The organism is Desulfoprunum sp. (genome assembly GCF_053613775.1).
The window spans coordinates 1,639,028-1,664,252 of the sequence record NZ_JBSHXH010000004.1; the positions used below are offsets into that span (position 1 = coordinate 1,639,028).

At 60.0% G+C, this 25,225-nt stretch carries 20 protein-coding genes and 1 pseudogene; all 21 read right to left on the reverse strand.

Annotated elements, in window-relative coordinates:
• Position 1: 1 nt before the first annotated feature.
• On the reverse strand, positions 2 to 211 hold the full coding sequence (locus ACWGKN_RS11420) for a hypothetical protein (protein ID WP_035228906.1): 210 nt from the start codon (positions 209 to 211) through the stop codon (positions 2 to 4).
• Positions 212 to 237: 26 nt separating this feature from the next.
• Positions 238 to 2,403: an FAD-dependent oxidoreductase gene (locus ACWGKN_RS11425; protein WP_035228908.1), complete on the reverse strand. Its 2,166-nt coding sequence runs from the start codon at positions 2,401 to 2,403 to the stop codon at positions 238 to 240.
• A gap of 154 nt (positions 2,404 to 2,557) precedes the next feature.
• The gene (locus ACWGKN_RS11430; protein ID WP_035228909.1) at positions 2,558 to 3,073 is read right to left on the reverse strand and encodes a 4Fe-4S dicluster domain-containing protein; all 516 of its coding nucleotides are present in this window, start codon (positions 3,071 to 3,073) and stop codon (positions 2,558 to 2,560) included.
• A 328-nt stretch (positions 3,074 to 3,401) separates the two neighbouring features.
• Complete coding sequence (locus ACWGKN_RS11435; protein ID WP_035228911.1) at positions 3,402 to 3,869, reverse strand: ferritin-like domain-containing protein; 468 nt, start codon at positions 3,867 to 3,869, stop codon at positions 3,402 to 3,404.
• 207 nt (positions 3,870 to 4,076) lie between these two features.
• Positions 4,077 to 5,783, reverse strand: a pseudogene (locus tag ACWGKN_RS11440) (sulfite exporter TauE/SafE family protein).
• A 15-nt stretch (positions 5,784 to 5,798) separates the two neighbouring features.
• On the reverse strand, positions 5,799 to 7,514 hold the full coding sequence (locus ACWGKN_RS11445) for a GAF domain-containing protein (protein WP_452095231.1): 1,716 nt from the start codon (positions 7,512 to 7,514) through the stop codon (positions 5,799 to 5,801).
• Positions 7,501 to 7,875 carry a response regulator gene (locus ACWGKN_RS11450; protein ID WP_035230185.1) on the reverse strand — a complete coding sequence of 125 codons (375 nt, stop codon included), beginning with the start codon at positions 7,873 to 7,875 and terminating at the stop codon, positions 7,501 to 7,503. Before ACWGKN_RS11450 ends, ACWGKN_RS11445 begins: the two co-directional genes overlap by 14 nt.
• A gap of 26 nt (positions 7,876 to 7,901) precedes the next feature.
• Positions 7,902 to 9,482, reverse strand: coding sequence for a two-component system sensor histidine kinase NtrB (locus ACWGKN_RS11455; RefSeq protein WP_424253875.1), 1,581 nt, complete (start codon positions 9,480 to 9,482; stop codon positions 7,902 to 7,904).
• Positions 9,479 to 9,922, reverse strand: a complete 444-nt coding sequence (locus tag ACWGKN_RS11460) for a hypothetical protein (protein WP_424253873.1) — start codon at positions 9,920 to 9,922, stop codon at positions 9,479 to 9,481. The genes ACWGKN_RS11455 and ACWGKN_RS11460 overlap by 4 nt, the downstream gene beginning before the upstream one ends.
• 413 nt (positions 9,923 to 10,335) lie before the next feature.
• Entirely contained in the window at positions 10,336 to 11,769 is a 1,434-nt protein-coding gene (locus tag ACWGKN_RS11465; protein ID WP_035230189.1) for a sigma-54-dependent transcriptional regulator, read from the reverse strand.
• 54 nt (positions 11,770 to 11,823) lie between these two features.
• A complete protein-coding gene (locus ACWGKN_RS11470; RefSeq protein WP_052160019.1) occupies positions 11,824 to 12,429 on the reverse strand; it encodes a DUF3786 domain-containing protein in 606 nt (201 codons plus the stop codon).
• Between the two features lie 2 nt (positions 12,430 to 12,431).
• Positions 12,432 to 12,629, reverse strand: a complete 198-nt coding sequence (locus tag ACWGKN_RS11475; protein ID WP_452095232.1) for a hypothetical protein — start codon at positions 12,627 to 12,629, stop codon at positions 12,432 to 12,434.
• Positions 12,622 to 13,071: a hypothetical protein gene (locus ACWGKN_RS11480; protein ID WP_424253868.1), complete on the reverse strand. Its 450-nt coding sequence runs from the start codon at positions 13,069 to 13,071 to the stop codon at positions 12,622 to 12,624. Before ACWGKN_RS11480 ends, ACWGKN_RS11475 begins: the two co-directional genes overlap by 8 nt.
• Before the next feature lie 118 nt (positions 13,072 to 13,189).
• Positions 13,190 to 15,151, reverse strand: coding sequence for an anaerobic carbon-monoxide dehydrogenase catalytic subunit (gene cooS, locus ACWGKN_RS11485; protein WP_424253866.1), 1,962 nt, complete (start codon positions 15,149 to 15,151; stop codon positions 13,190 to 13,192).
• 287 nt (positions 15,152 to 15,438) lie between these two features.
• On the reverse strand, positions 15,439 to 16,218 hold the full coding sequence (locus ACWGKN_RS11490; RefSeq protein WP_035230197.1) for an ATP-binding protein: 780 nt from the start codon (positions 16,216 to 16,218) through the stop codon (positions 15,439 to 15,441).
• 60 nt (positions 16,219 to 16,278) lie between these two features.
• Positions 16,279 to 16,620, reverse strand: coding sequence for a DUF3110 domain-containing protein (locus ACWGKN_RS11495; protein ID WP_452095233.1), 342 nt, complete (start codon positions 16,618 to 16,620; stop codon positions 16,279 to 16,281).
• 57 nt (positions 16,621 to 16,677) lie between these two features.
• Positions 16,678 to 17,568: a dihydropteroate synthase gene (locus tag ACWGKN_RS11500; protein WP_452095234.1), complete on the reverse strand. Its 891-nt coding sequence runs from the start codon at positions 17,566 to 17,568 to the stop codon at positions 16,678 to 16,680.
• Between the two features lie 144 nt (positions 17,569 to 17,712).
• A complete protein-coding gene (gene acsC, locus ACWGKN_RS11505) occupies positions 17,713 to 19,056 on the reverse strand; it encodes an acetyl-CoA decarbonylase/synthase complex subunit gamma (RefSeq protein ID WP_452095235.1) in 1,344 nt (447 codons plus the stop codon).
• A gap of 87 nt (positions 19,057 to 19,143) precedes the next feature.
• Positions 19,144 to 21,357: an acetyl-CoA decarbonylase/synthase complex subunit alpha/beta gene (gene acsB / locus ACWGKN_RS11510; RefSeq protein WP_452095236.1), complete on the reverse strand. Its 2,214-nt coding sequence runs from the start codon at positions 21,355 to 21,357 to the stop codon at positions 19,144 to 19,146.
• 57 nt (positions 21,358 to 21,414) lie between these two features.
• Complete coding sequence (gene cooS, locus ACWGKN_RS11515; protein ID WP_452095237.1) at positions 21,415 to 23,445, reverse strand: anaerobic carbon-monoxide dehydrogenase catalytic subunit; 2,031 nt, start codon at positions 23,443 to 23,445, stop codon at positions 21,415 to 21,417.
• A gap of 68 nt (positions 23,446 to 23,513) precedes the next feature.
• Positions 23,514 to 25,067 carry an acetyl-CoA decarbonylase/synthase complex subunit delta gene (locus tag ACWGKN_RS11520; RefSeq protein WP_452095238.1) on the reverse strand — a complete coding sequence of 518 codons (1,554 nt, stop codon included), beginning with the start codon at positions 25,065 to 25,067 and terminating at the stop codon, positions 23,514 to 23,516.
• Between the last annotated feature and the right edge of the window lie 158 nt (positions 25,068 to 25,225).

Consider the following 25,225-nt stretch of genomic DNA (forward strand, 5'->3'; position numbering starts at 1 on the left):
CCTACTCCAGCACCTCGAGGCAATCCTGGGGCAGCCGAAAGGTCCCCTTGTCCTCGAGACTGACCTCGATGAGAGAATCAGGGTCGTTGATCTGGGAATCCGGATCGGTGACCATGCCCCGACTCCCAACCAGTCCGTCCATGTACTCTTCCCAGCTTTCATCGCTGCTGCGGCGCCGTACCCGCACCATCTGACCTTTATGGAATACCATCGCTGTTCTCCTCCATTCACTTTTTTTCAGGTGGCAGCCATGACCGTGGAGCCGCCATGATGGCCCTTTTTCCGGGCACAAACGTCGCACTGCGGGCCGTCGCCGTTGTGCGGCGCCGGCGCCAGCGCCCCCAGGCGGCCACGGATAAACGCCAGGTAGCGTTCGGTACCGATGACCGCGCCGCAGTCGGCGCAAAACAGCAGGGGTTGCCGGCTGAGGACGGTACCGCACAGGGAAAGAATCCGCTCGTCACCGCGGTCCTCGATGCGCATCGCCCCGGTCGGGCAGTTGGCGGCACAGGCCCCGCAGCTGATGCAGCGCTGCTCGGTGCGGCGGAAATCGCTCTCATGGGGATGGTCGAACGACAGGTAGCCGAGGGCCAGGGCATCGACCCCCATCTTCTCCTTGCAGACCGTCACGCACTTGCCGCAGCGCCGGCAGATGTCGCAGCGCAGACAGCGGCGGGCCTCTTCCCGGGCCTGGTTTTCCGTGTAACCGAGTTCCACCTGCTGGAAGGTGGTACGGCGGCGGTCGATCCCGAGGAGCGGCATCTCCGGCCGTTTCAGCGCCATCTTGGTGTGGGCCGGGACATCGATGTAGGGAATGCGCTGCTGCCGCACCGGCACCGGCGGCAGTTTCGGCTGCGGAATGCCGCCCAGGTAGCGGTCGATGGCGATCGCCGCCCGTTTGCCGCCGCCGATGGCCTCGATCACGGTCGCCGGCCCGGTCACCGCGTCGCCGGCGGCGAAGATGCCCGGCAGACTGGTTTCCATGGTGATGGTGTTGACGCGGATGGTGTCGCGATGGGTCCAGGTAAGCCCCGGCATGTGCGCGAACCACTGCTGTTCGACCCGCTGGCCGATGGCGCTGATGACCGCATCGGCGGGCAGATGGTAGTCGCTGCCTTCGATGGGCTTGGGCGACTGGCGGTTCGAGCCGGTTACCGTCACCAGTTTGGCCTTGAGGCAATGCAGGGCCCGGACCTGCCCGTGATCACCGGTCACCGCCATGGGCACGGTGAGCATTTCGAAGTGCACCCCTTCCTCTTCCGCCTGCTCCACCTCTTCATGGTCGGCAGGCATCTCCTTGCGGGTCCGGCGGTAGGCGATGGTGACCTGCTCGCTGCCGAGGCGCAGGCAGGTGCGGGCGGCGTCGATGGCGACGTTGCCGCCGCCGATGACCACGACGTTCTTACCGGGGCAACGGCGTTCGCCGAGCGCCACCCGCTGGAGGAAATCGACCGCTCCATGGACCTGGGGAAAATCGTTTTCGCCGGCGATGCCGAGGTTGAACGAGGCGTGGGCGCCGACGGCAAAGAAGAAGGCCTCGAAACCCTCGGCCCGCAGCGACTCCAGGTCGACGTCCTTGCCGAAACGGGTGTTGAAGGAGAACTCGACTCCCAGCTCTTCGATCTTGGCGACCTCGCGGTCGATGATGTCCGACGGCAGGCGATAGCGCGGGATCCCGACCAGGATCATGCCGCCGGCCCGGGGCAGGGCCTCGACGACCCGCACCGCATGGCCGTGCAGGGCCAGGTAATAGGCGGCGCTGAGCCCCCCCGGCCCGGCGCCGATGACGCAGACCTTGCGGCCGGTGGCCGCCGCCTTCGGCGGATTGTGGTAGCGGCCCCAGGACATCGCCCGTTCGGCGGCGAAGGCCTTGAGAAATTTGATCGACACCGGGGTGTCGATCCGCGCCCGGACGCACATCAGCTCGCAGGGCCGGGTACAGACCAGGCCGCACACCCAGGGCAGGGGATTGTCGCGGCGAATGACCTCGATCGCCTCGTCGTCACGACCGAGGGCAATGAGCGACACATAGGTGGGGACGTCGATACCGGCCGGACAGGCCATCTGGCAGGGGGCCGGGGTGAGATGGTCGCAGACCGAGGCGGCGCAGTTGCGGTCCAGGGCATGGCTGCGAAAGACCTCCTGGTATTCGGTAAGCCGTTCCTTGAGCCATTCACCGGTGTCAACGCCTGCCGGGTCATCGGTGAAGGCACACACTTCGGCCACCAGCGCGTCAATGCTCGGCAGATGATCGGCTCCGGCCCGGGCGGCAACGATATCCTGGATCAGGGTGGCGATTTCCTCGAAGAGGCGACGGCTGCGCGGATGGATTATCCGACGTTCGGCCGGGATCTTTTGCAACTCCAGCAAGGTCTCATGGACCGGGCACTGACTTGGGTTCATGGCAGGCTCTCACAGCGAACAAGGTGCAGGGAGGGCAAAGCCGCCGCAAGCGGCGAGCCTTGTCCTGCGGACAGAGGTCCGACCCCCCCGCAAGGGGGGAGAAATATCTTCACGTACTACTTTCTCAACACGCAGGAGATGAATTTCCAACGCCCTAAAACGAGCTGTTTTCAAAGGATGTGACCGACTCGGCATGGCGTTTTCGTTTCTTCTCCGTCATCGCCTGCCCTTCCCCGAATTCGAGACACTGGGTGGTGCAGCCGGTGACGCAGGCCGGTCTCAGACCCTGGTCCAGCCGGTCCTTGCAATAATCGCATTTGACCACCTTGCCGATTTCCGGCTGCCACTGCGGCGCTCCCCAGGGACAGGCGGCGATACAGGTCTTGCAGCCGACGCAGAGGTCGTGGTCGACAAAGACGATGCCGTCGCCGGCGCGCTGCTGCATGGCGCCGGTGGGACAGGCGGCGACGCACCAGGGGTTCTCGCAATGGAAGCAGGGCATGAAGACGAAGGCGGTGCGCGGCAGACCGCCGATCAGTTTTGGCCCGACCTCGACGATCTGGCACAGACGGGGGCCCGACGGCAGGCTCTTATTGGCCTTGCACTGGATTTCGCAGGCATGGCAGCCAATGCATTTGCGGGTATCCTGGGTGAGATGGTACCGGCTCATGAAAATTCTCCTTTAGGCAAAAGTTCAACACAACGGGGGAACACGTCCCCATGAAATCTGGTCGGCGGATCAGCGGATTCCGTACCGGGCGGTTTCCCCGGGGAGGTCATCCGCGTGCCGCCGATCCGGGAAAAGAGCAACGCGCCCGGAGCAAACGAGCTGCGGGCGGCAGCCTCCCCGTATCCGGGGAGGGGCAGGTTTCGGCAGGAATATCGTTGCCTGCCGCCGGCGCGCCATCGGCTTTTCGTTCGCACTCACGTGAATGGGCAAGTCTCTACATGCGGTTCAAATAAAATTTCAGCCCGGGACAGTTCATCTGCCGCTGTCCTCAGTCTCCCATTTCTGCCATATAGGCGTCAAGGGTGCCCTCGAGGGCGAGCTTGTGCTTCGCCTCTTCCTGGCACAGCATCTTGAACACCTTGCGCGCCCCCTCGTCCTCGGCCTTGGCGAGCAGAAGATTATAGAGCGCCAGCGCCTTCTCCTCCCGTTGGGCGGCGAGCATCAGGATCTCGCGGTACGACATGCCCGGGTGGTAGTCGATCTCCGCCACGTAGTTGCTGCGCTTGATGTCGACGATCCAGGTGAAGCGGTACTCGTCGAGGACGCCGCCTCCGCCGCCGCCTTTGAGATCCTCGAGCAGCCGGCGGTGCCTGTCTTCTTCCTCGGCGAAGCGGAAAAAGAGGTCCTTGGTCCCTTCCCGGGCCTCCTTGTCGCCAACCCGGCGATAAAAGTCGGCCGACTCCCGCTCCTGGGAGATGGCGAAATCGATGATGGCGGTCAGGTTGTTAAAGTCCATAGGTCGTCTTCACAGTCAGTAGGCAATTTTCGTGGTACCGGGCGGTCGCCCTTATCCAATGGTTCAGGGCTCCTTTCCCGACATCGACATGACCATCGTTTCCGCCCCTGCCGGCACGAACCGCGATCTGCTCGCGGCCCACCGGCTGAGGCCGATGGCATGAAACCCGTTTCATGCCATCGGCGCCGGGGCTCCGCCGGGGACGGATCAATATACCCCCAACAGGTTGAGGGCCAGCAGCAACAGCCCGGCCACGGCAACGCGCTTGACCACCAGCGGGCTGACCCGTTTGGCGATCTGCGGCCCGATATAGCCGCCGAGCAGCGCCGCCGGGAACATGGAGAGGAAGAAGATCAGATCGAAGTTGCCGAACTGGTAGTGACGCATCGTGCTGACCGTGGTGTTGAAGAAGATGGCCAGCAGCGAGCTGCCGACGACGAGATACATCGGCAGACGGAGGAAGACCGTCATCAGCGGCACCATGAAGGGACCGCCGCCGAACCCGAACATCGACGACATGATGGCGATGAGAAAACCGCCGATGCAGCCGACCACCATGTTGACCTTAAATTCCTGACCCCAGAATTCGACTTTCATATGCTTTGCCTCCCTTGAGAGCGATTATTTACCTGTGGATGCCTGTTCAGCGCGTTTCTTGAATTCCTTGAGAATGGCCTGTTCCTTCTTGTTCTTCTCGAGATAGCCCGGCGTCGTCTGCCAGAACATCAGGCCGGCAAGGACGATGAGGATCCAGCCGAAGGCGAACTTGAACTGGTCAAGGGTGATCATCTCGGTCAGCTTGGGGCCGATGAAGCCGCCGAGCAGCATGGCACAACCAATGCTGGCACCGAGCTTCCAGTTGATGAACTTGATCTTCGAATAGTTGTAGATACCGCTGCCCTGGGAGAAGAGCACGGTCGGCGTAACGGTGCCGGCAACGATGGTGTGCGGCAGGGCCGGGAACAGGGTGACCAGCAGCGGGTTCATGATGAAGCCGCCGCCGGCACCCATCAGCACGCCGAAGATGGCGACAACCAGGGTCAGCACGAAGGGGTAGATCAGGTTCATGCTGGTGCCGGCGTTATCCATGTAGACGGTCGGGAAGGAGATCTTGTTCTCGAACACCGCCGGCTCGCTCTTGACCTGCTTGTCGACCACGGCGACAATTTTATATTTGCCCGGGGCCAGGCCGCTGCGGATATTCAGGTCGGCGGTATAGGAGCCATCCGGCTGGACGTCGATGACCGCGCCGAACACCTTGTCGATGCTGCGGAAGCGGGCCTTGACCAGCTGCATCGACCGTTTTTTGGTCTCCTTCTCGTCCATGACCGGCAGCTGTTTGCCGCGGCTGCCGACGATGCTGGCCATCAGGGTCGATTGAAAATGGTCGATCTTGATCTTGGCGGGGACAGAGTAGGCAACATCGGCACCGAGATCCTTGAGCAGGGCCGAATAGCTCCACTTGTTGCCGGCTTTCTTGGCCTCGTCGATCGTCGGCTGCAGGTCTTTCTGCACAAAGATCTTGTAGTAAGCCGGCATCTCGCCGGACATGTAGAAGATATACGGCCGCTTGCCGGTCTCCTTGTCCTTTTCGCTATCGAAGCGGCTGGCCCGCACATCATGATCCTCGGACCAGACCTCGAGATAGACCGCTTTGCCGGGTTCGGCCTGGCCGCTGACCTTGATCGTGCCGCCGTTTTTCAGCTCCGTCTTGTCGATCGCGATCGTCGGCGCCGTCGTTGCCGCCATCTCTGCCGGTGCCGCTGCCGGTGCCGCCGTCGCATCGCCGCTCTCGACCGCATGTCCCGTCCTGGCGCCAAGCAACATCACCATCGCCAGGCCAAGCCATGGCAGGATTCTGAATCTGCTTTTCATCATTCCTTCTCCTTGTTGAACAATCGTTTGATTTTTCATTCGCACCCCGTCTCCCTAGAGATTGACGATGCGCGTTTCCCCAACGTAATCACGGCTCGAATACCCGGTCATGATCGTCATCTTCGCCGTCAATTCACTGATTGTTTTCAGGTTCCGCACCACGGTCCCGATATCCTCCTCCAGCTCGCCGCCGGCCAGGTCGCCCTCCAGCATCTGGGCGGTGCCGAGGGCGGCAAAGAGCGGCGAATTGATCTCATGGGCCACGGCGCCGGCCATCTCGATCACCCCCGCCAGCTTGCTCCGTTCCGCCTGCTCCGCCTCGAGACGGCGCTGGGCGGTGATATCGCGGATGATCTCGATGACGAACTCGACCTCCCCCGAATCACCGGTCATCGGCGTCGCCGTCCGTTCGTACCACCGCGTGCCGTCCTCGGCCTGCACCTGCTGAACCGAGACAGCCATCCGCCCGGTCACCAGGACCTGCCGCACCGGACAGGGCGGATCCTCCGCGGCCGCCTGGCACAGGCGGCCGTACTCCATCCCCAGCACCTCGGCCTCCTGCCGGCCGTTGGTCTCGAGGAAGGCGCGATTGGCCATCACCGCCCGGCCCTGCCGGTCGACCACCAGCAACTGCGGCCGGATGCAGTCGAGGATGTTGGCCAGGAAGCGCTCGTGCTCCTCGATCTGGTTGAACAGCAGGGTGATCTTGCGGTAGGTCCGGGCGTTGGTGATCGCCGATCCCCCGGCCTCGGCCACGGCCAGGGAGAAATCGATCTCGGCCTCGCTGAAGGTCCTCGATTCCCGAGCCAGAACCCTGATGATGCCGATGACCTCGTCCATCACCTTGATCGGCACCGCCAGCAGCGAGCGAATCCCCTCCTTCTCCATGTGCTCGTGATACAGCACCCGATCGTCCCGGGCCACATCCTGGATGGCCACCGCCTGGCCCCGCAGGGCCTGGATGGTGTTCTTCTCGTCGACCACCTCGCCCCGGTCGAGATACTCCCGCGACAACCCGGCCGCGGCCGCCAGGACCAGCTCCTTCGCCGGCGGGGTCAGCAGGCGGATGGTGCACCCCTGGGCCCGCAGGCTGCGCGGCAGCAGCTCGACGATGGTCTGCAGGACCATGTCGAGATCAAGGGTCGAGTTGACCAGCTGCGAGATCGACTGCAGTTCGTGCAGAAAATCGACCTGCTGCTCCAACTGCCTGAACATCCGGCCATTGGAGATGGCGATACCCACCTGCTCGGCCAGGGCCACCGAGAACAGGATCTCATCCTCGGCAAATACCCGTGGTGTCCGGGTGAGCAGGCGCATGATGCCGATCACCCGTTCCTGGAAGGCGATCGGCAGGGTCAGCACCGACTCGATACCCTCCCGCAGGGCCGCCTCGCGGAACGGCCGATGGGGACTGTCGGCCACCACGCTCAACGCCACCGGATGGCCCGAGGCCACCATCGCGATGGTCTCCCGCGAATCGACGTCCGGCCGGGCCAGGTATTCCGGCGACAGGCCGGCGGCGGCGCCGAGGACGAAGGTGCCGCTGGCCTGGTCCAGCAGCCTGATGGTGCAGGCGTCGATGGCGAGGAGCTCCGGCAGGCTGTGGACGATATTGGTCATGACCTGGCGGGGGTCGCGGACCATCGAGATCATCCGCGTCACCTGATGGAAGACCTGGAGATACCGGTACTCCCTGCCGTGGTCCATCATCGTCCTCTCCGTGCCGTCATCCGCCGCCGCATCGACCGTTGCCCTCTCAGATCCGGCCACTCCGGCCCTCGAGGATCTTGGCGACCTTGTCTTCCAGTTCCTGCTTGTCAATCGGCTTGACGCAGTATTCATCGGCGCCGAGATTCACCGCTTCCCGCGCCGTCTCGACCGTCGGGTACCCGGTCAGCATGATCGCATGCATGTCGGGAACAGCCTGTTTCATCAGCCTCAGGACCTCAATGCCGCTCATCTTCTGCAGCTTGATATCGAGGATGGCGAGATCGACCGGATGGGTCCGGACAAAATCCAGAGCCGCATCCTCCTCGGTGAAGGTATGGACCACATGCCCCTTCCTGGTCAGGATCTTGCCGACCAGCACCGTCGCATCGAGAACATCGTCAAGGACAAGTATTTCCGCCATTGTATTCTCCATTGTCGTAGCAATTGTCAGGCCCGGGCGCCGGACATGTCGGTCATTTGCCGGCGATCGGCACCGCTGCGCGGCAACCGGATGCGAAAGAGGGTCCCGGGCAGCGCCCCCTGCTGCTGATCGAGCACCGGGCTTTCCACTTCAATCGTGCCGCCGTGCTCATGGATGATGCCGTAGGAGACGGAGAGGCCGAGTCCCGTCCCCTGGCCGACCGGCTTGGTGGTGAAAAAAGGATCGAATATCCTGGCCAGGTACCTCTCGGGAATGCCATGGCCGCTGTCGCGGACCTCCACCATCACATCGCCATTGTCAATCCGGGTCCGCAGCAGCAGCTCGCCGCCGCCCTGAGCCAGCATCGCGTGGTGGGCGTTGTTGACCAGGTTGACGAAGACCTGCCGCAATTTTTCCGGATCGCCGTCGACCCCCGGCAGGTCGTTGGCCATTTGGCGATGGATGGCGATATTGCTGAGACCGAGGGTGTGCTCGGTCACCGCCACCACGTCGGCCAGGATCTCGTTGAGATCGACCTCTTCCCGAGTGCTGCCGGACTGCCGCGAAAACTTCAGCAGATCGGCGACAATCTTGCGGCTGGCCTTGGTCTGCCGCTCGATCACCTTGAGACTCTGATAGGCATCGCTGTCCTCCTGGACATCATCCATCAACAGCTGGGAATAGCCGAGGATGATGCCGAGCGGGGTGTTGATCTCATGGGCGACCCCTGCCGCAATCTGGCCGACCGAGGCCATTTTTTCGCTCGATGCCAGCTGTTCCATCATCGTCTTGAGTCGGGTCAGATCCTTGGCAATGACCTCGGAACCCTGGACCTCCCCTCTCTCGCCGATGATCGCCGTCGCCGACAGCAGCACCGAAACGATCTTGCCGTCCCGCCGGGCCAGATCGACGTTCAGATCCTTGATGTAACCATCCCGGGACAGCCGTGTGATGAAGGTATCGATCTCATCCGGGTTGAGAAAAATATCGGCGAGTTGCAGCGTCGAGGTCTCCTCCCGGCAGTAACCGAGCATCTCGAAGCCGGAATCGTTCATATCGACCACCCGGTTGCCGGCATCGCTGAAAAAGACCATGTCCTTCGAGGCCGAAAAGAGATGGCGAAACTTCTTTTCCGACTGCGACAGCTCCTCGGTCCGCTCCTCGACCTTCTGTTCCAGGGTCTGGTTCAGATCGCGCAGTTGGACGGCGGCGGCGGCGAGTTCGCGGTTGGCGTTCTTCAGCTTGCCCGCCTCGTGTTCAAGGGCCTCGTAGGCCTGGACCCCTTTGTGATAGAAGATCATCACCGCCGCCACCGAGATCATGAACAGCGTGTTGAAACCGCCGGAGTACGGTGAAATCTCTCTCCATAAATCGGCCTGGCCGGCGATCAACAGAAACTGCTTGATCAGGTGGCCGACTGCCCGGGATATGGTGAACGCGGCGATGGCGAAGGTGACATAGAAGAGATACCCCCAGACGAAGTTATCGGGCTGCCGTCTGGACAACAGCAGGGCATAGCGCCAGGACAGGAAGGCCAGGACGATATTGGCGGCCGAACCGATGATATCGAGGAGAATCGCCGGCAACAGCGGGACACCGGCGATCATCGTCGGTCCTCCGCCTGTTCCGCTGCAACGGCCCGGTACAGAGAGCGCATGGCGAGAAAGAGCAGGATGAGCGCCGGGGTGATGAACAGATGGTCGAAGGCGGTGACATAATAGACCCACCGGCCGAAAGTCTCCGGCAGCAGCAGGGCCGAGAGGTAGCCGTCGTCGGTGGATATCGCCGTATCCGACAGGCCCATCTGGGCGAAGTGACCGATGAAGGCGATGCCGTTCCAGATCATCATCATCCAGCAGAACCACTGGAGATAGCGCCAGCCGACCCCGGCAAAGCCGCTGCGGCGGATGTCCCACAGGAGATAGCCGAGGGCGCCGAGATACTGGACATGGGCGGCCTGATGGACGACCACGCCTTCCATGCCGCCATGGGTCTGCAGGGCCCAGGCATCCTGACAGAACAGCATGACGGTCACAAGCGGCGTCAAGGCGAGTATGCGCAAGCAGGCTGGTATCATTCGTCCAGTTGTGAAGTGCAACGTTCATGTTGCAGGCCGGGGTCAACAGGACCGGACTGCGTGAATCATGGAGAACGGCTGATCAGGCCGAGGAAGGCAGACGGGTTCCTCCGGGCAATGCCTTGCTCAGCCGGACTCCATTGCCCCTTGTATTGCAGAATCGATACCAGAGGAACGATGAGGACGAGAAAAACCGAAATTGATAATAATATATCGATATTTATATATTATTTACAACGTGCCGCCACTCCCCGGCATAACCACCGACGGCTGTTGCCCGCAACCGGATTGAAGCAGTGCAACATTTTTATTGCGGCATCGGGGAACGGCAGGAGATCGTGGTGTTGGGGGTGGCGGCGTCTCTGCGGCGATGACGGTGCAGCCTATGATCGAAAATCGCTGATCGCAATCTGGTAGCGCCGCAGCAGGCGCTGCAGGGCCTGGCGCTCCATGCCGCAGTTTTTGGCGGCAAGGGATATATTGCCCTTGGTGCGACCCAGGGCGGCCCGCAGGTAGCTGGCGGTAAATTCCTTCAGCACCGCCTCCTTGGCGCCGGCATAGTCGAGATGCTGCACCTGGTCGAAGCACAGGTCGGGATGCGCATTGGTCGAACCCTGGGCCTGGACATCCAGCCTCAGATCCTTTTTGTCGAGCGTCGGCCCGGCCCCGAGCAGCACCGCTCGATTGATGGTGTTCTGGAGTTCACGGACGTTGCCCCGCCATGGACGGCGCAGCAGCAGCTGGATCGCCTCTTCGGAAAACTCGTGTTCGGGCCGCTCGTATTCGGTCCGGTATTTTCCGAGAAAATGATGGATGAGGAGGGGGATGTCGGAACGGATCTCCTCGAGGCTCGGCATCCTCACGGTCACCACGTTGAGACGGTAGAACAGGTCTTCGCGGAATTCTCCCCGGGCGATCTTGGCCTCGATGTCCTGATTGGTCGATGCCACCACCCGCACATCGACCGGGATGGTCCTGGTCTGGCCGAGGGGCTGTATCTCCTTTTCCTGAAGGACTCGCAGCAGCTTGGTCTGGATCGATACCGGGATGTCGGCGATCTCATCGAGGAGAATGGTCGATCGGTGGGCCTCAACGAACAGGCCGACCTTGTCACGATCGGCGCCGGTAAAGGCCCCCTTGCAATAACCGAACAGCTCGCTCTCGAGGATATTTTCCGGCAGGGCCGGACAGTTGACCGTCACCATCCTCCGACCGGCCCGGCCCGACATCGCGTGCAGGGCCCTGGCCGCCACTTCCTTGCCGGTCCCCGACTCGCCGCGGATCAGCACGGTCATGTCGCTGGGGGCGAGCCGCCGGAGCAGATCCTCGACCTCCAGCAGCCGCGGCGCATTGCCGATAAACCCAAAAAAATCCCCACGCTCGGGATTTTGCTGTAGTTCGTGAAACCGCCGGTTTTCACGCAGCAGCCAGGTCCTCTCCATCGCCCTCGCCACCGCATGGAGGATCTGGTCATTATCGAAGGGTTTCTGGAAGAAATCGTAGACCCCGGTCTTCAACGCCTCCACCGCCATCTCCACCGTGCCGTAGCCGGTCATGATGATGGTGCTGATCGTCGGATCGACCTCCTTCAGGCGCCGGAAGAATTCCACCCCATCCATCCCCGGCATCTTGACGTCGGTGAGGACCACATCGGGCAGCCATTCCCTGACAATCACCAGGCCGACGGCGCCCGAGTCGGCTTCAAGAACCTCGTATCCCCCTTTCTTGACCAGGAGCCTCGCCAGGAGTCTCCGCATGTCCGGCTCATCGTCAACGATGAGAACCCGCCTGGAACTGTTTCCAGTCAGTTCGTTCATGGTGATTCAACCGGTTTGTCGTTCATGCACGCCTCGACGGCAACCGTCCTCGGATCACGGCCGGATCAGTCTTCCAGCCAGCAAGGTGCCGGTGATGGCCAGACTTTCCATGTCGAGGAAGACTTCGGCCGAGGCCCGGTAGAGAACAGAGGCGGAGGCGGCAAAGAGGTCGTCCCGGTCGTTGAAATTGAGCAGCACCGGTATCCGCGGCAGGGCCGCGAATTGCAGCGACAGATCATGGGTGGTCGAGTCGAGCCTCACCCCGCCCAGCCGTTCGGCCCGTTGCAGCAGCAGGGGAATCTGACCGGCGAAGGTCGTCTCGATAATCTTGTTGGTGTTGGCGGTGAAATAGGACACCAGCGGACCGGCGTCTTTGAACTCGCGATAGGTCACCAGGCGCTCGGAGAGCGGCGGCAGCTCGTCAGGGCAGGTCAGCAGGTACCGGCACAGCACCACCCGCACCGCAGGCGTGGCCTCAGCGCCGGTCGGATCGGTTATTCCGTCGTACGACACATGGTACTGACGGCCGTACAGCGGGACCCGCAGGATTCCCTCTTCTCTGCCGACCCCGAGGAGTTCGGCCCTGGCGAATATGTCGATTTCGCGGAGTTTGACAAGATACCGTTGGTACGTCTCCTCAAAAACAGGGGCCTGCTGCATGCTCATGCTCCTCGCAACCGTTCGATTCTCTCGAGCACGAGGTCGCGTTCATCTTCAAGGGCCAGAAGATCCATCATCACCGGCGGTTTGACGGAGTGGGCCGGAAGACGGCGCTTGGTTTCAGCAATCTGTCCCTCGAGTTCCAGGAGCCGTTCCTTCAGCTTCCGCTTCTCTTCCGTCATCGCATCCATCTCATCCATCCCGTTTCGCCCCTGCCGGTTCCTTCCACCGCGCCAGGGCCGCCAGTTCCTTTTCAATCAAATGCACCTCGCCGGCGGTGGCCCGCCGTTTTTCGACGCTGTAGAGGGAGGCATCGGCGAGGTGGCCGCTCTTTTTGAAGACCACGATTTCATAACGGTCGGGTTCCTGAAGCAGGTCCTCGACCCACAAGACCTTCTCGATATCGAGGGAAAACCGGCGGCATATCTCACGGGCGAATTTTTCCGGGTGGGCCGAGATCGACAGCCCGTCTCCCGTTCTGGCATAAACGCAGAGAAACGGTTTGAGGTGGCGAACCCGTCCCTTGTCTCCATCGGGCAAGGCCACGATCTTCAGATCATAGGTCCCGGGAAACCAGGCGATGGGATCATGGTCGTCATGTTTTTTGCCATCCCAGCTGAACTTGCCGTCAAAGATCTTCATGGTTGTAATGTATTGCAGCCGTAGCGAGAAATCCAGCATAAAGAAAGGCCGTTCGCCGGCGGCCCGGGCCGTGGCGAGCCCGGGCGAGCCGAGGAACGGCCTCAATCAGCCCGATCGATCAGGCCATGGCGTCAAGGACACGCCGGTCAGCCATATCCATCAGGACCCTCTCCCTCGCCTTGTCGATCCCGAGGGCATGACGTTTCTTGTCGATGTGAGCGATCATCAGCCGGGCCATCTCCAACGGGTCGTCGGCGAAGCCCCACTTGCCGAAGCCCTTGGTCTCGAGTTCCTCGAACAGGTGCTTCTCGAACTTGGTGCCGTTGGTCATCGGGAAGGTGTGGCCGAATATGGTATATATCCCCGAGGCCACGAAATACTGGCCGATCGCGATGGCCTTTTCACTCATCCATTCCGGGGCGCAGCCGGCCGCCGGCAGATCGGCGATCGAATCGCCCAGACCGCCGGTCCGCACCATTTCCGAGGCGGCGATGAGGATCCGGCTATTGTCGACACAGGAACCGAGCCCCAAAACCGGCGGCATCCCGACCGTCTCGCAGACCTCGGCCAGACCGGGCCCGGCCAATGCCGCGGCTCCCGGCCCGGTAAGTCCGGCCTTGGCCAGGGCGAGCTGCGAGCAGCCGGTCTGCAGGACCAGGACATCGTTGCGGATCAGTTCCTTGACCAGTTCGACGTGAGAGAAATCCTGTTTCGAGCGGGGATTGGTGCAACCCACCACCCCGGCCACCCCACGGATACGACCGTTGATAATGTTGTCGTTGAGCGGCTTGTAGCTGCCCCTAAACGATCCGCCCAGCATGTAATTGATATACTCATAACTGAAGCCGTGGACCCCGCGTCCGGTTATTCGTGGAATCTGGATTGTTTTGCCGCGGGTCTTGAAGCGGGTGATGGCCTTGATGACGATCTCTTCCGTGCATTTGAGCGGCTCATGCTCATCGAGCTGGATATGCAGGGCGCCCTCGATTTTCGCCCGATAATTGGTGGTGATGAAGGGGGTGTCATAACAGTCGGCGACCCGTTTCATATCCTGTTTGATGCACTGGACATCGACGCACATCGCATCGACGGCCCCGGTGACCAGGACGGCCTCGGTCGAGGAAAAGTTACCGGCATGGGGCAGACCGTGCCGTGACAGGGCATCGAGACCGGAGCAGCACATGCCGATCAGATTGATCCCCTTCGCCCCGGCATCGATCGCCATCTGTTTGAGTTCCGGATCGGCGGCGGAGATGATCATCGCCTCGAGGAGAATGGGTTCGTGCCCGTGGACGATGATGTTGACCTTGTCCTCCTTGAGAACACCCATCCCCACCTCGACCTCGACCGGTGTCGGCGTCCCGAACAGGATGTCGGTGATGTCGGTCGAGACCATCGAGCCGCCCCAGCCATCGGCCAGAGCCGTCCGCGAAATCTGCTTGGTCAGGTTCTCGTAATCCTGGTCGACGCCGATGGCGGTCCGGTGCATCATTTCCATGATCTCCCGCATTGCACCGCGCGGCACGATCCCTTCCTTGCGCCACAACTCCAGGGTCTTCGGCGGAACCCTTTTCATCATCGGGATCTCGCCATCGACCTGGGTATAGGTCTTCTCCAGTTCAGTATAGAGATCGAGGGCAATCTCCTTCAATTCCCGCCCCTCGGTGACGATGTCGAGTGCCTTGGCCACCTCCAGCAATTTTAACGGATCCTGAATCTTGAATTCCGTGTTCTTGCCGTTGACGACGTCACGAAAAAGCTCCAGCATCCCCATGCCGTGATCGGTGTGCGCTGCCGTTCCGGCAGCGACCATCCTCCCGAAATTCCTGGCCACAATGGTATCGATGGTGGCGCCGCATACTCCCACACGGTCATAGGGGGAATTAACATTCATCCGGCAGGGACCCATTGAACAGTGCTTGCAGCAGGCCGACTCGGAACCGATCGGACATGGCTTCATGTTGCTGGCCCGGTCGAAGAATAATTCCACCCCATCCTTCCGGGCTTTGGTGATCATCTGTGCTGTCGCATCGCAGGTTGTAAGATCTTCAACCCTTATGAGTTCCTGTAATTTGGCCATGGCACTTCTCCTGGTCTGATATGAAAAAGAGACACCCGCGTGGCTTCCCCTCCGGCAATGGGTGCATCACGATGGCGCGATCCCGCCTCTATGCCAAGTATGCAAACGGCTGGCGGTAACATTGAGAATAATTCCCAACCTAATGATACACTACGATGTAGTATTGTCAAGCCGCCACGGAAAAATCACGACGAATCTTTTTGAACTGCAGGATGCCGGGATGGGCGATGATATGGAAATTTAAAGAAAAGGGTGGAGTACAAGGACGGGAGACAAGCTCCCGTCTTTTATCTTTTCAAGGCAAGGAGCCGGTCGACGATGGTGGAAAGTTCGCTCGGGGCGGTATTGAGGTCTTCGTGCGGCCGCCGTCCTTCCCGGTCGGCGGTAACGATTTCCTGGTCCTCGGGAAGAAACCCGAGGATCTCGAACCCCGGCAGTGACTGGCGGATGAGTTCCTCGTCCTCCGGCCCACTGACTCGGTTGCCAAGAACGATGATTTTCTTGATGCCGATATCCCGGCCGAGCTTGCGGATTTTTTCGGCGGCGGCCCGGCTCCTCGCCCCGGGATTGACGACGATGACCAGGGCGTCGACGGACGAGGAGGTGGCCCGGCCGAGATGTTCGATTCCGGCCTCCATGTCCATGATGACGATATCGTCGCGATAGAGGACCAGATGGGTCATCAGCGCCTTGAGGACCGTGCTCTCCGGACAGATGCAGCCGGAACCGCCGGTCTGGACCGTGCCCATGACCAGCAGTTTGACCCCGTCGCGCTCCAGCGAGAACCGGTCGGGGATATCGTCGACCTTCGGGTTGAGGGTGAAAAAGCCGCCCATCGTCCCGGGTTTGGCGCCGGTTCTTTCGGCGATCAGATCGGACAGTTCGGAGACTGGACGGATCGGCTGGTCCTCGGGGATGCCGAGACCGGCAGCGAGGTTGGCAACAGGGTCGGCATCGATGGCGATGACCGTGTTGCGGGTATCGGCGGCCAGCGAGCGGGCGAGCAAGGCGGTAACGGTAGTCTTGCCGACCCCGCCCTTGCCGCCGATGGCGATTTTCAGGCTCATGGTTGAATTCCTCCTGATCCTTTATGGCGGATCAATATGTACTGCCGGATAATCCGTACATCATTTGATAATATGACCATCCTTATCGACCATCGCCACCACGAATCCGTTTTTTTCTGCGATTTCTTTCAATTCATCGATATGTACCGCCTGGACCTCATATTTCCGGCCCCTCTCCCGGGGCAGGGTCAGGAGACAATCAGCCGCATCCTCTCTGGAATTGAAGGCCGGAATAAAATCCACATCCTGTTCCTTGTCGTGCAGGCCGAAAAAATGCTCGCCCGGGCCCGGATCGCAGACCACGGCATAAATCCAATCAGCCCGATTCTTCTTGTCTTCCATAATCATTGTTCCTCTCAGAGCTTTACCCGCACAGTTCGGTGTCTCGGCCGATCGACGCACAAAAGCCCCATTCGCACAGCAATGGGGCTTTCTTTTGCGATATCGAAATCCAAAGGATCAGATTTCGAGATACGAATCGGAGAACAGGGTTTCACCCATGATGACCTTGACGGTCTTGACATAGTCGCCCAGTTCCTTCGGCAACGTGCTTGGATCCGGAGCGGCGCCGTCCATCGCCTTGTGGACGACGTCGACGATATCCGGCCGCTGGCCCTTGGCCACCGCGGTCAGGTTGGTGTCGAGCGGATCGGAAATAACCGCTTTCATGCCATAGCGCTCGAGCATGATCATGTAGGTGGTGTTGAGGATCGGCCGCAGATGGACCGGCGGACCATTGGAGATATTGGACAGACCGCAGGTGCTCTTGGCCCCGGGAGCGATGTCCTCGAGCATCATCTGGAAGTTGAGCAGGCTTACACTCTGGGCCTGCTGGATATTTACCGGGGTGACGATGCCGTCGACCCAGATCTTCTCGTTCGGGATGCCGGCCTCGTTGGCGGCATAGAGCAGTTCGACGCAGAGCGCGGCCCGCTCGTTCTCGTCCCGCGGCAGCCCATCCGGTCCCCACATCAGGGCCACGATATCGGCCCCATACTTGGCAGCCATCGGCAGCATGACCGTATACCGCTCGGGACGGGCCATGATCGAGTTGATGATGTGCGGTTTGCTGGCCGGCTTGAGCACCTTCAGGCCTTCCTCGATCGCGGCGATATTGGAGGTGTCGAGGAGCAGGGGAATTTCCGGCACCACCTCCTGGACCACCTGGCAGACCCACGGCATCAACTCGTGGCCGTCCTTTTTCGCCGGTCCGAGATTGATGTCGATATAGTCCATGCCCTTCTCCTTCTGCTCGAGAGCTTCGGCCTGAATGGGCTTGGGATCGCGTTCTTTATAGGCCTTGCCGATCACCTTGGAGATTACATTCAGGCTTTCGCCGAATAGGATCATAGTCTTCCTCCTTTACCGAATTGAATAAAAAAAATCGTTTTCTTGGAGCCGGAAACATTGCAGAGACCACCGGGAATGCAGATTGCCAGTGGTCTCTGTATTATGCTGTAAATACAATATAAACATCAAACAAAAACTGCCTGCCTACTGTCTGGCCTTGAGGAACCCGGCGATATGGGCTGCCTCGCGCGGGCCGACGGTGACGGTCCAGCCGCTCAGTTCTTCCTCGACGTCTCCGGCAATGGCCGCCGCATACCCGGGAATGATGAGTTCACGGGTCTTGACCTTGTCGGCGATGCCGCTTTTCTTGACGAAGGCGCCGACATCATCGCCGCCGAATTTGCCGGCAGCCCAGGCGGTGAGTACCGAAAGCCCTTCCGAATCCTTGATCAGAAGCCACGCCGGAACACGGCTGGCCTCGATCTCTCCGGATACGATGAAGTAGGTCAGAGCGAAGTTGGTCGTCACCAGCACCGGCGAGTTCTCATCCGGATTGCCGATTTCGAAGATGCCCTCGGTAACCGTCATCGGCCGCTGCGGGTCGGTGAAGATATTGAGCCGTTCCAGGAGCAGCGGGAACATCACCTCGGTCGTCAGGTCGGACAGGACGACGATGCTGCCGTATTTGGCGATGAACATGGCCGCGATGAGCCCTTCCATCTCAAGATTCGAGGCCATCTCGCAGGGGAAGACGATGGTCGGGAAGCCGACCGATCGATTGCCGTCTTTGAGGGCCGAACGTCGCATGCCGACCAGATCGGCCAGGGCCGGCTTCAGATCCCTCGCGCCGCTGTCGATGACCAGATCCTTCAGTCCCATCGCCGTCAGTTTCTCGGTGAGGGCGATAACGCCGTCAATCGAATCGGCCTTGACCGCCAGGGGCAGATCATTGTCCTTGGCGAGTTTGCCCATCGCATCGGCATTGGCCTCGGTGGCGGCATAGAGCAGCGGCCGTTTGAACCCGCAGGCCTCGACCGCAGCAGCCATCACCGCGGCATCCTCGGTCATCAGCACCAGGTTGAATTCCGAGGTCTCGGCAACCTGTTTGGCCAGCGCCGCAAAGGCGGCCTTGTCGCCGTTGACATCCTTCAAAGCGACCAGTTCCGGCCGCAGGTTGAGGCCGACGCGCTCGAACTGGATTGCGTTCCAGACCTTGAGTTTGGCCTCGGCATCGACGACAGAGATGTCCGAGGGCAAGAGGCCGGCGAAGGCGGTAGGATTGAAAAAGGTCTTCTCGTGACGATAGAGCACCGTCTCGCCGCCGACCGTCAACTTACGCACACCCTTGCCGATCACCACCGGTCGAATCGGCGGTGCGGCGGCTTCGGCCAGTTGTTCCCTGGCCTCATCCGATACGTACGGGCAGGAGTCGAGTTCCGCCTTGCTCGAAGCAAGGTTCATCGCAAAGGCCAGACAGGTCGGGACACCGCATTCCTTGCAGTTGGTCTTGGGCAGAAGTTTGAATATCTGTATACCTGTTAACGCCATTTCTATAATCTCCTTATATGTGTTCGGAGCAGTCGCTATCGTGCCCGGCCGGATGATAATGCATCCGGCCGGACCTTCTCTATCTGACTAGCCGATGAGAGGTTCCATGCTCAGAGCCGGATGGCCTTTCTCCTGGAGGAAGGGCATGATCTCTTCTTCGGTGATGCCGACAGTCTCGTCGGCAATCTTATCGACAAAATTGTCGACACCCATTTCCTTGCCCCGGGCGTTGATCTTGTCATGCAACTCTTCCTTCAGCATCTTCGGCATCCAGACCATGCGCAGGAGACCGCCGTCACCAAGGATGAACTTCTTCTGGGTAATATTGAACTTCGAATGACCGACGAAGCCCGGGGAAGATGCGCCACCGCCCATGACGCCGGCAAGGGTGGTAAACTTCATGCCGGAAGGCGTATCACCAGTGTAATCACGGCCGACGGTCATGATACCGTTGCAGGAGGGCAGCATGGCGGCGATGCACTCGCAGCAGCCGCAGGTGGTCATCGGTGCATGAACCATCGAGTAGAAGTTATACGTGTCGATTGCTCCCTTCGAGGCTTTCTTGATGAATTCATCGACACCTTCGAAACGGCCGAGCTTCGGGTCGAGAACCTTGCCCTTCAGTACCGGCTGGTTCGGCCCGGTGGGGTTGATCTCGAAGGAGGCCTTGCAGTCCATCCAGTTATAGGCGCCGCAGAGTCCGGTCCGCTCGGGGCTGACCGTACAGACATGACTCGGGGCGAAGGACTGGCAGAGGGTGCAGGAGTAGAAGGTGTCGACATCCTCGTCGGTCATCTTGTCGACGCGCTCGTCGCGAACCTTGTACTCGGCCCGGGCACGGGCGGTCAGTTTGTCGACATCTTCCTTGTTGGTGAACAGGGTCACCTGAACTTTATCGACGATCTTCTTGAAATCCTGGTGGAATTTCGCATGCAGCACAACGCCGATATCCTTCAGGGTGAAACCCTTCTCGATGGCCGCCTTGCTCACCCGTACCCAGGAGATATCCCTCTGACCGATGTGCATGATACCCTGGATATAGTTGATCAGATGGTGGATCTGCCGTTCCATGATCGGCTCGAAATCGGTCTGGAACTCACGGCCGGCGATCTGGATATAGATGCCGAGCGGCAGTGTCTCGCCTTCCTTCATGTCACCGATATCCTTGCCGACGATGACGACTTTGCCGTCTTCGATCTCGCTCATCTCCGCCATCTTGACGAGTTCGGTGCACTGGGTCTTGCCGCCGCCCATCTGGCAGTAGAGGTCACCGCCGCGGACGCGCTCACCCTCGAAGGCCGGACCGAAGGCGCAGGGGATGTCGATCTCGGTGATATTGATCTTGAGCCCGCGCACTTCGACCGACTTCTGGCAGATCTCGTTGTGGGGAACGTTGGCGACGACATGCTCGTAGGTACAGATACCGGTCGGCAAAATCTCCGGGATATCGGTATCGGCCAGGGTCGGGAAGCCCCAGTTGACGCAACCGGCAGCGGCCAAGGCCCATTCGGTGCCGACATCGCCGAGGGCGTTGACGAACGCGAAGATACGGTTCTTGTTGTACATCAGTATCTTGCGATAATCGCCCGGCTCGACACCGCCGAAGGCCATCGCGGCCCGGTTGGCAAAACCGAGGGCAAAAACGGCCGAGGAGATATCCGGCCCGAAGGGGACGATACGGGTGCTCCAACCGACCTGCATCCCGGCCTCGAGACACTGCTCGGTAACGGTCTTGCCGTTGTGGTTGGCGGCGCAGAAGATGTACAGACTCTTCTTCTGGTAATCCTCGACGATCATCTTCGCGGTGGCCGCATCCGGAGCGGCACCGACGATGGCGGCAAAACCCGGGGCCGAGCCGTCGACGAACTCGACACCACGCTTACGCAGGATGGTGTCATCGGCAGGACCGACCCAGATCTTACCGGCCTCGATATCAGGATCCTCGCCTACAACATAGAAATCCGGCTCACGCAGAATGCGCAGGGCCTCTTTGATCTCATAGGCGAAGATGCCGGCCATGCCGGCATCGAGCAGCGGACCGAGGTAGGGGAGATGGTTGGCGCCCTTGACATGCGGCGGCAGCAGGCCGCGGGCGAAGGCCATCGGTTTTTTGAGGTCCTCGAGGGTCTCGCACTTCATGCCGGTGAGTGAATAAATGACCGGCAGATAGTAGGCCGTGTTTGGAAAACCAATTTTGGTGTTGGCATCGTAGGTCTGAAGGGCTTTTTCGAGTTCGCCTTCCACCTGGGAAACAACTTTATAGCCACCCTGTATCGCGGCAAATGCAACTAATTTTGACATGCTTTCCTCCTTCTTTGAGGATCGATCGAACAGTTACGGTAAGATTGCCTACCAGAATTATTCCATTCCAAGTTTCTGTCTGTCGGCCATATCCATCAGGACGCGGTCGCGGGCCTTGTCGATACCCAGTTCTTTACGTTTTTTATCGATATGGGCAATCATCTTATGGGCATGCTTGATCGGGTCGGCCTCGCAGTCCCACATGCCGCCATAGAGTCCCTCCATATCCTTGTAGAGATGATTCTTGAAGACCGGAGCGCCCTCGAGCGGCAGGGAATAACCGAAGACGGTATAAAATCCTGAGGCGACAAAGTACTGGCCGATGGAAATGGCCTTCTCACTCATCCATTCGGGGGCGGATCCGGCTACCGGCAGGTCGCAGATATCCTTGCCGAGGCCGCCGGCCTTGACAACCTCGGTGGCGGCCAGCAGGATGCGGCTGTTGTCGACGCAGGAACCGAGATGAAGGACCGGGGGGATACCGACCGTCTCGCAGACCTCGGCCAGGCCGGGACCGCAGTAAACCGCGGCGGCGCCCGGGGTCAGCAGACCGTGGATACCGGCGGCGATAGCGCTGCAACCGGTGGTAAGAACGATGACATCGTTCTTGATCAGTTCCTTGATGATCGTGATATGCTCTTCGTTATGCTTGGTCCTGGCGTTGTTGCAACCAACCACGCCGGCGATACCGCGGATCCGGCCATTGATGATATTATCATTCAACGTGTAATAACTACCGCGGAAGGACCCGCCAAGATGGTACTGGATCGATTCGACACCGAAGCCGGCAATCTGGGTGGTCTTATGCTGCGGAATCATTACCTCGGCGCCACGGTTCTGGAAGTTCTCGACAGCCATTTTGACGATACGCATCGCATCCTGCATCGCATAGTGCTCGTCGAACTCGATGTGGATGACATTTTCCTGCTCCATCCTGGCGATGGGGTGAGTCGTGATCAGTTTGGTGTGGAAGCATTTGGCGACATTGGCCAGATTCTGGAAGATGCACTGGACATCGACGACCATTGCATCGCAGGCCCCGGTGATGATCGCCAGTTCCTGCTGCAGGAAGGTCCCTGCCGGCGGGATACCGTGACGCTGTAACAGTTCGTTGGCGGTACAGCAGATACCGCTGAGCTGGATACCCTTGGCACCAACCTGTTTGGCCAGATCGATCATCTCCTGGGATTGGGAGGCGGCAACGATCATCTCGGAGAGCAGCGGCTCATGGCCGTGAACGATGATGTTGACGTGATCGGCCTTCATGACGCCAAGATTGGCCTCGGCCTGCAGAGGAGTGGGTGTGCCGAACATGACATCCTGCAGGTCGGTACCGATCATCGATCCACCCCAGCCATCGGCCAACGAGGCTCGGGCGCCCTGCTTCAGCAGGTTCTTGTAATCCTGATCGACACCCATGTGGGTCCGGTGCATGATTTCAACAATTTCCCGATCAATATTACGGGGCTTTACTCCCTGCTTTTCCCATTTATCCTGCAATGGTTGCGGCGCTCTTTTCAGATAGCTGAGGAATCCGTCAGTTTTTCCCCATTCGGCCACGGCAGCCTCAGCGACCCCCAAGGCGATCTCGTCGATATCTCGATCCAGCTTTTTGCCATCGACCTCGACCGTCGTCGCGACACCAAAATACGGAGCAATCGAAATCAGCTTGGCCGGATCCTTGATGGTATAATCCTTGGTCTCCTTGCGAGCGACGGAGAGAAAAGTCAAAGCGACGCCACGGCCGTGATCGGAGTGGGCGGCGGCACCGCCGGCTATCATCCTGATCCAGTTACGAGCGGCGATGGTGTTCGGGGTGGCCCCGCACAATCCTTTTCTGGTGTCCTCACCTTGCACTCCGCCCTTCGGCAACGGCAGACGGCAGGGGCCCATTGCGCAGTTCTTGCAGCAGATACCCTGCATGCCTATGGCGCAGGGTTTCATGGTTACGGCACGATCAAAAACGGTTTCTATCTGGAGCTTTTGGGCACGTCGTATCATCTCCTGGGTCGACACTTCGATGGAAGCCTCCATCGGGTCTGCCTGTTGCGGGGCTTTTACGGCACTCACTTTTGTTTCTTCTGCCATGAGAAGTTCCTCCTCGAATAATAATCAAATAACCAATGTATCTTTTGCCATAACGAACCGCAGTCGGATCACTGCACTCGTTTGTGGAACCTGTTGAGCATTGCCAGGATCTTCTCCTGCTCGGTCAACTGCAGCGTTGCCGCCGTCATGGTAACCGGGCCCGATACTGCAACGTGCGCAGCCGAGCTCTTGCGCTCTTTTGCCCTCTTCTCCTGCAGGGCCTTTTCTTCCGCCTCCCGGGCCTGTCGTGCTGCGGCTACCGCATCCGCTTCCGCCTTGGCCTTGGCTTCCGCCTCAGCCTTGACTGCCGCCTCGGCATCAGCTTTCGCCTTGGCTGCTGCTGCCGCCTTGGCCGCTGCATCGGCCTCCGCCTTCGCCTTGGCATCGGCTTCAGCCCTGGCCTTGGCTTCCGCGTCGGCCTTGGCTGCGGCGGCTGCATCTACAGCCGGAGCGGCCGGGGCCGCTGCCTTGGCTTCAGCCTTCGGGGCCGGGGCAGCCGCTGCCGCCGGGGCGGCCTTTGGTGCTGCGGCCTTGGCGGCCGGGGCAGCCGGGGCAGCCGGTGCCGCTTTTTTCTTTTCTTCTTCGATGGTCAGATCAAGTTTCGGGGCCAGAGCCGCAAAATCGACTTTCACATCGCCCAGTTTCTTGGTGATGGGGGCCGTCTCCTTGGCTGAGCCGCCATCGGCGAGGATCTTGATGAAATCTTTGGCCAGCCGGATCGATTCCGGATGGCGCATGATGAGCATGCTCGACCCGGCCATCAGATAGGAAACGGCACCGATAGCCTCCATCATGATACCGCGCTTCTCGGGATCACCGAGGAGGGGGGCATCGTCGACAACCTGTTTCGCTTCCTTGCACTTCCATACCTCGTTGCCGAGATTGTTGATCATCGGAAACTGAAGTTTCTCATCGCCCTGGGCCATCGCTGCCAGTGTCAACCGCTCCATGACCGAATACGAGTACTCAAGTCCATACCCGAGTCCGCCGGTAGTGGGATCGACCAGCACTCTGTCCATCGGCATGCCGAAGTTCTCGAGCAGGATGTTGATCTGCTTGGCCAGGTTGACATCGATCGGCGAAGAGGCGATGACACTGTGGCCATATCCCATCGCTGCGGCGGCGATGCCTTTGTAGTTCTTCTCCTCAACCGGCCCAAGCATGAGGTTTCCATTCTGGCAGACCTCGCAGACAACCTTGAAGACCTCTTCGTCCTTGGCCGGGTTGGCGCATCCCCACACGATCAACGGGACATTGATCGCATCCATGACCTTCTTGACCGTCGCCGCCGCCGCATCGGCCTTGGCATCCTTGTCATTCGGGTCGATACTTTTCAACTGCAGAACGATGGCTTCAGCGCCAAATTGTTCGACACATTTTTTAGCCCATGCTACCGGATCAGCTGTCACGTCCTTGAAATAGGCAAGAGCCGGTTCCGCCCAATCTTCCGGTTCCATGTCCCAAATTTCCATGGCAATAAGCGGCTTGTTAGGCATCTCGCCTTCGAACGTATAAAAGGGATAGCAACTCTGGCCGCCAACTTTCCTGGCTGCGTCGCCCTTGCCAATGGATATCTCCTTTATGCCTCCGGTATAGGATTCCTTCTTCATTTCAAATCCCACGACTACCTCCTTGCATCTGAGTGTTGTACTCCTCAAGGTTCCTGTGCCATAAGCCAGCCTTGTCTGCTGTTATTCGGCTGCCTATAACGCCAACCTCCCCTTTTACTTCTAAATCAGCTACTCCAACTGCCAAACATCACTTCCAGTATGTCGAAACG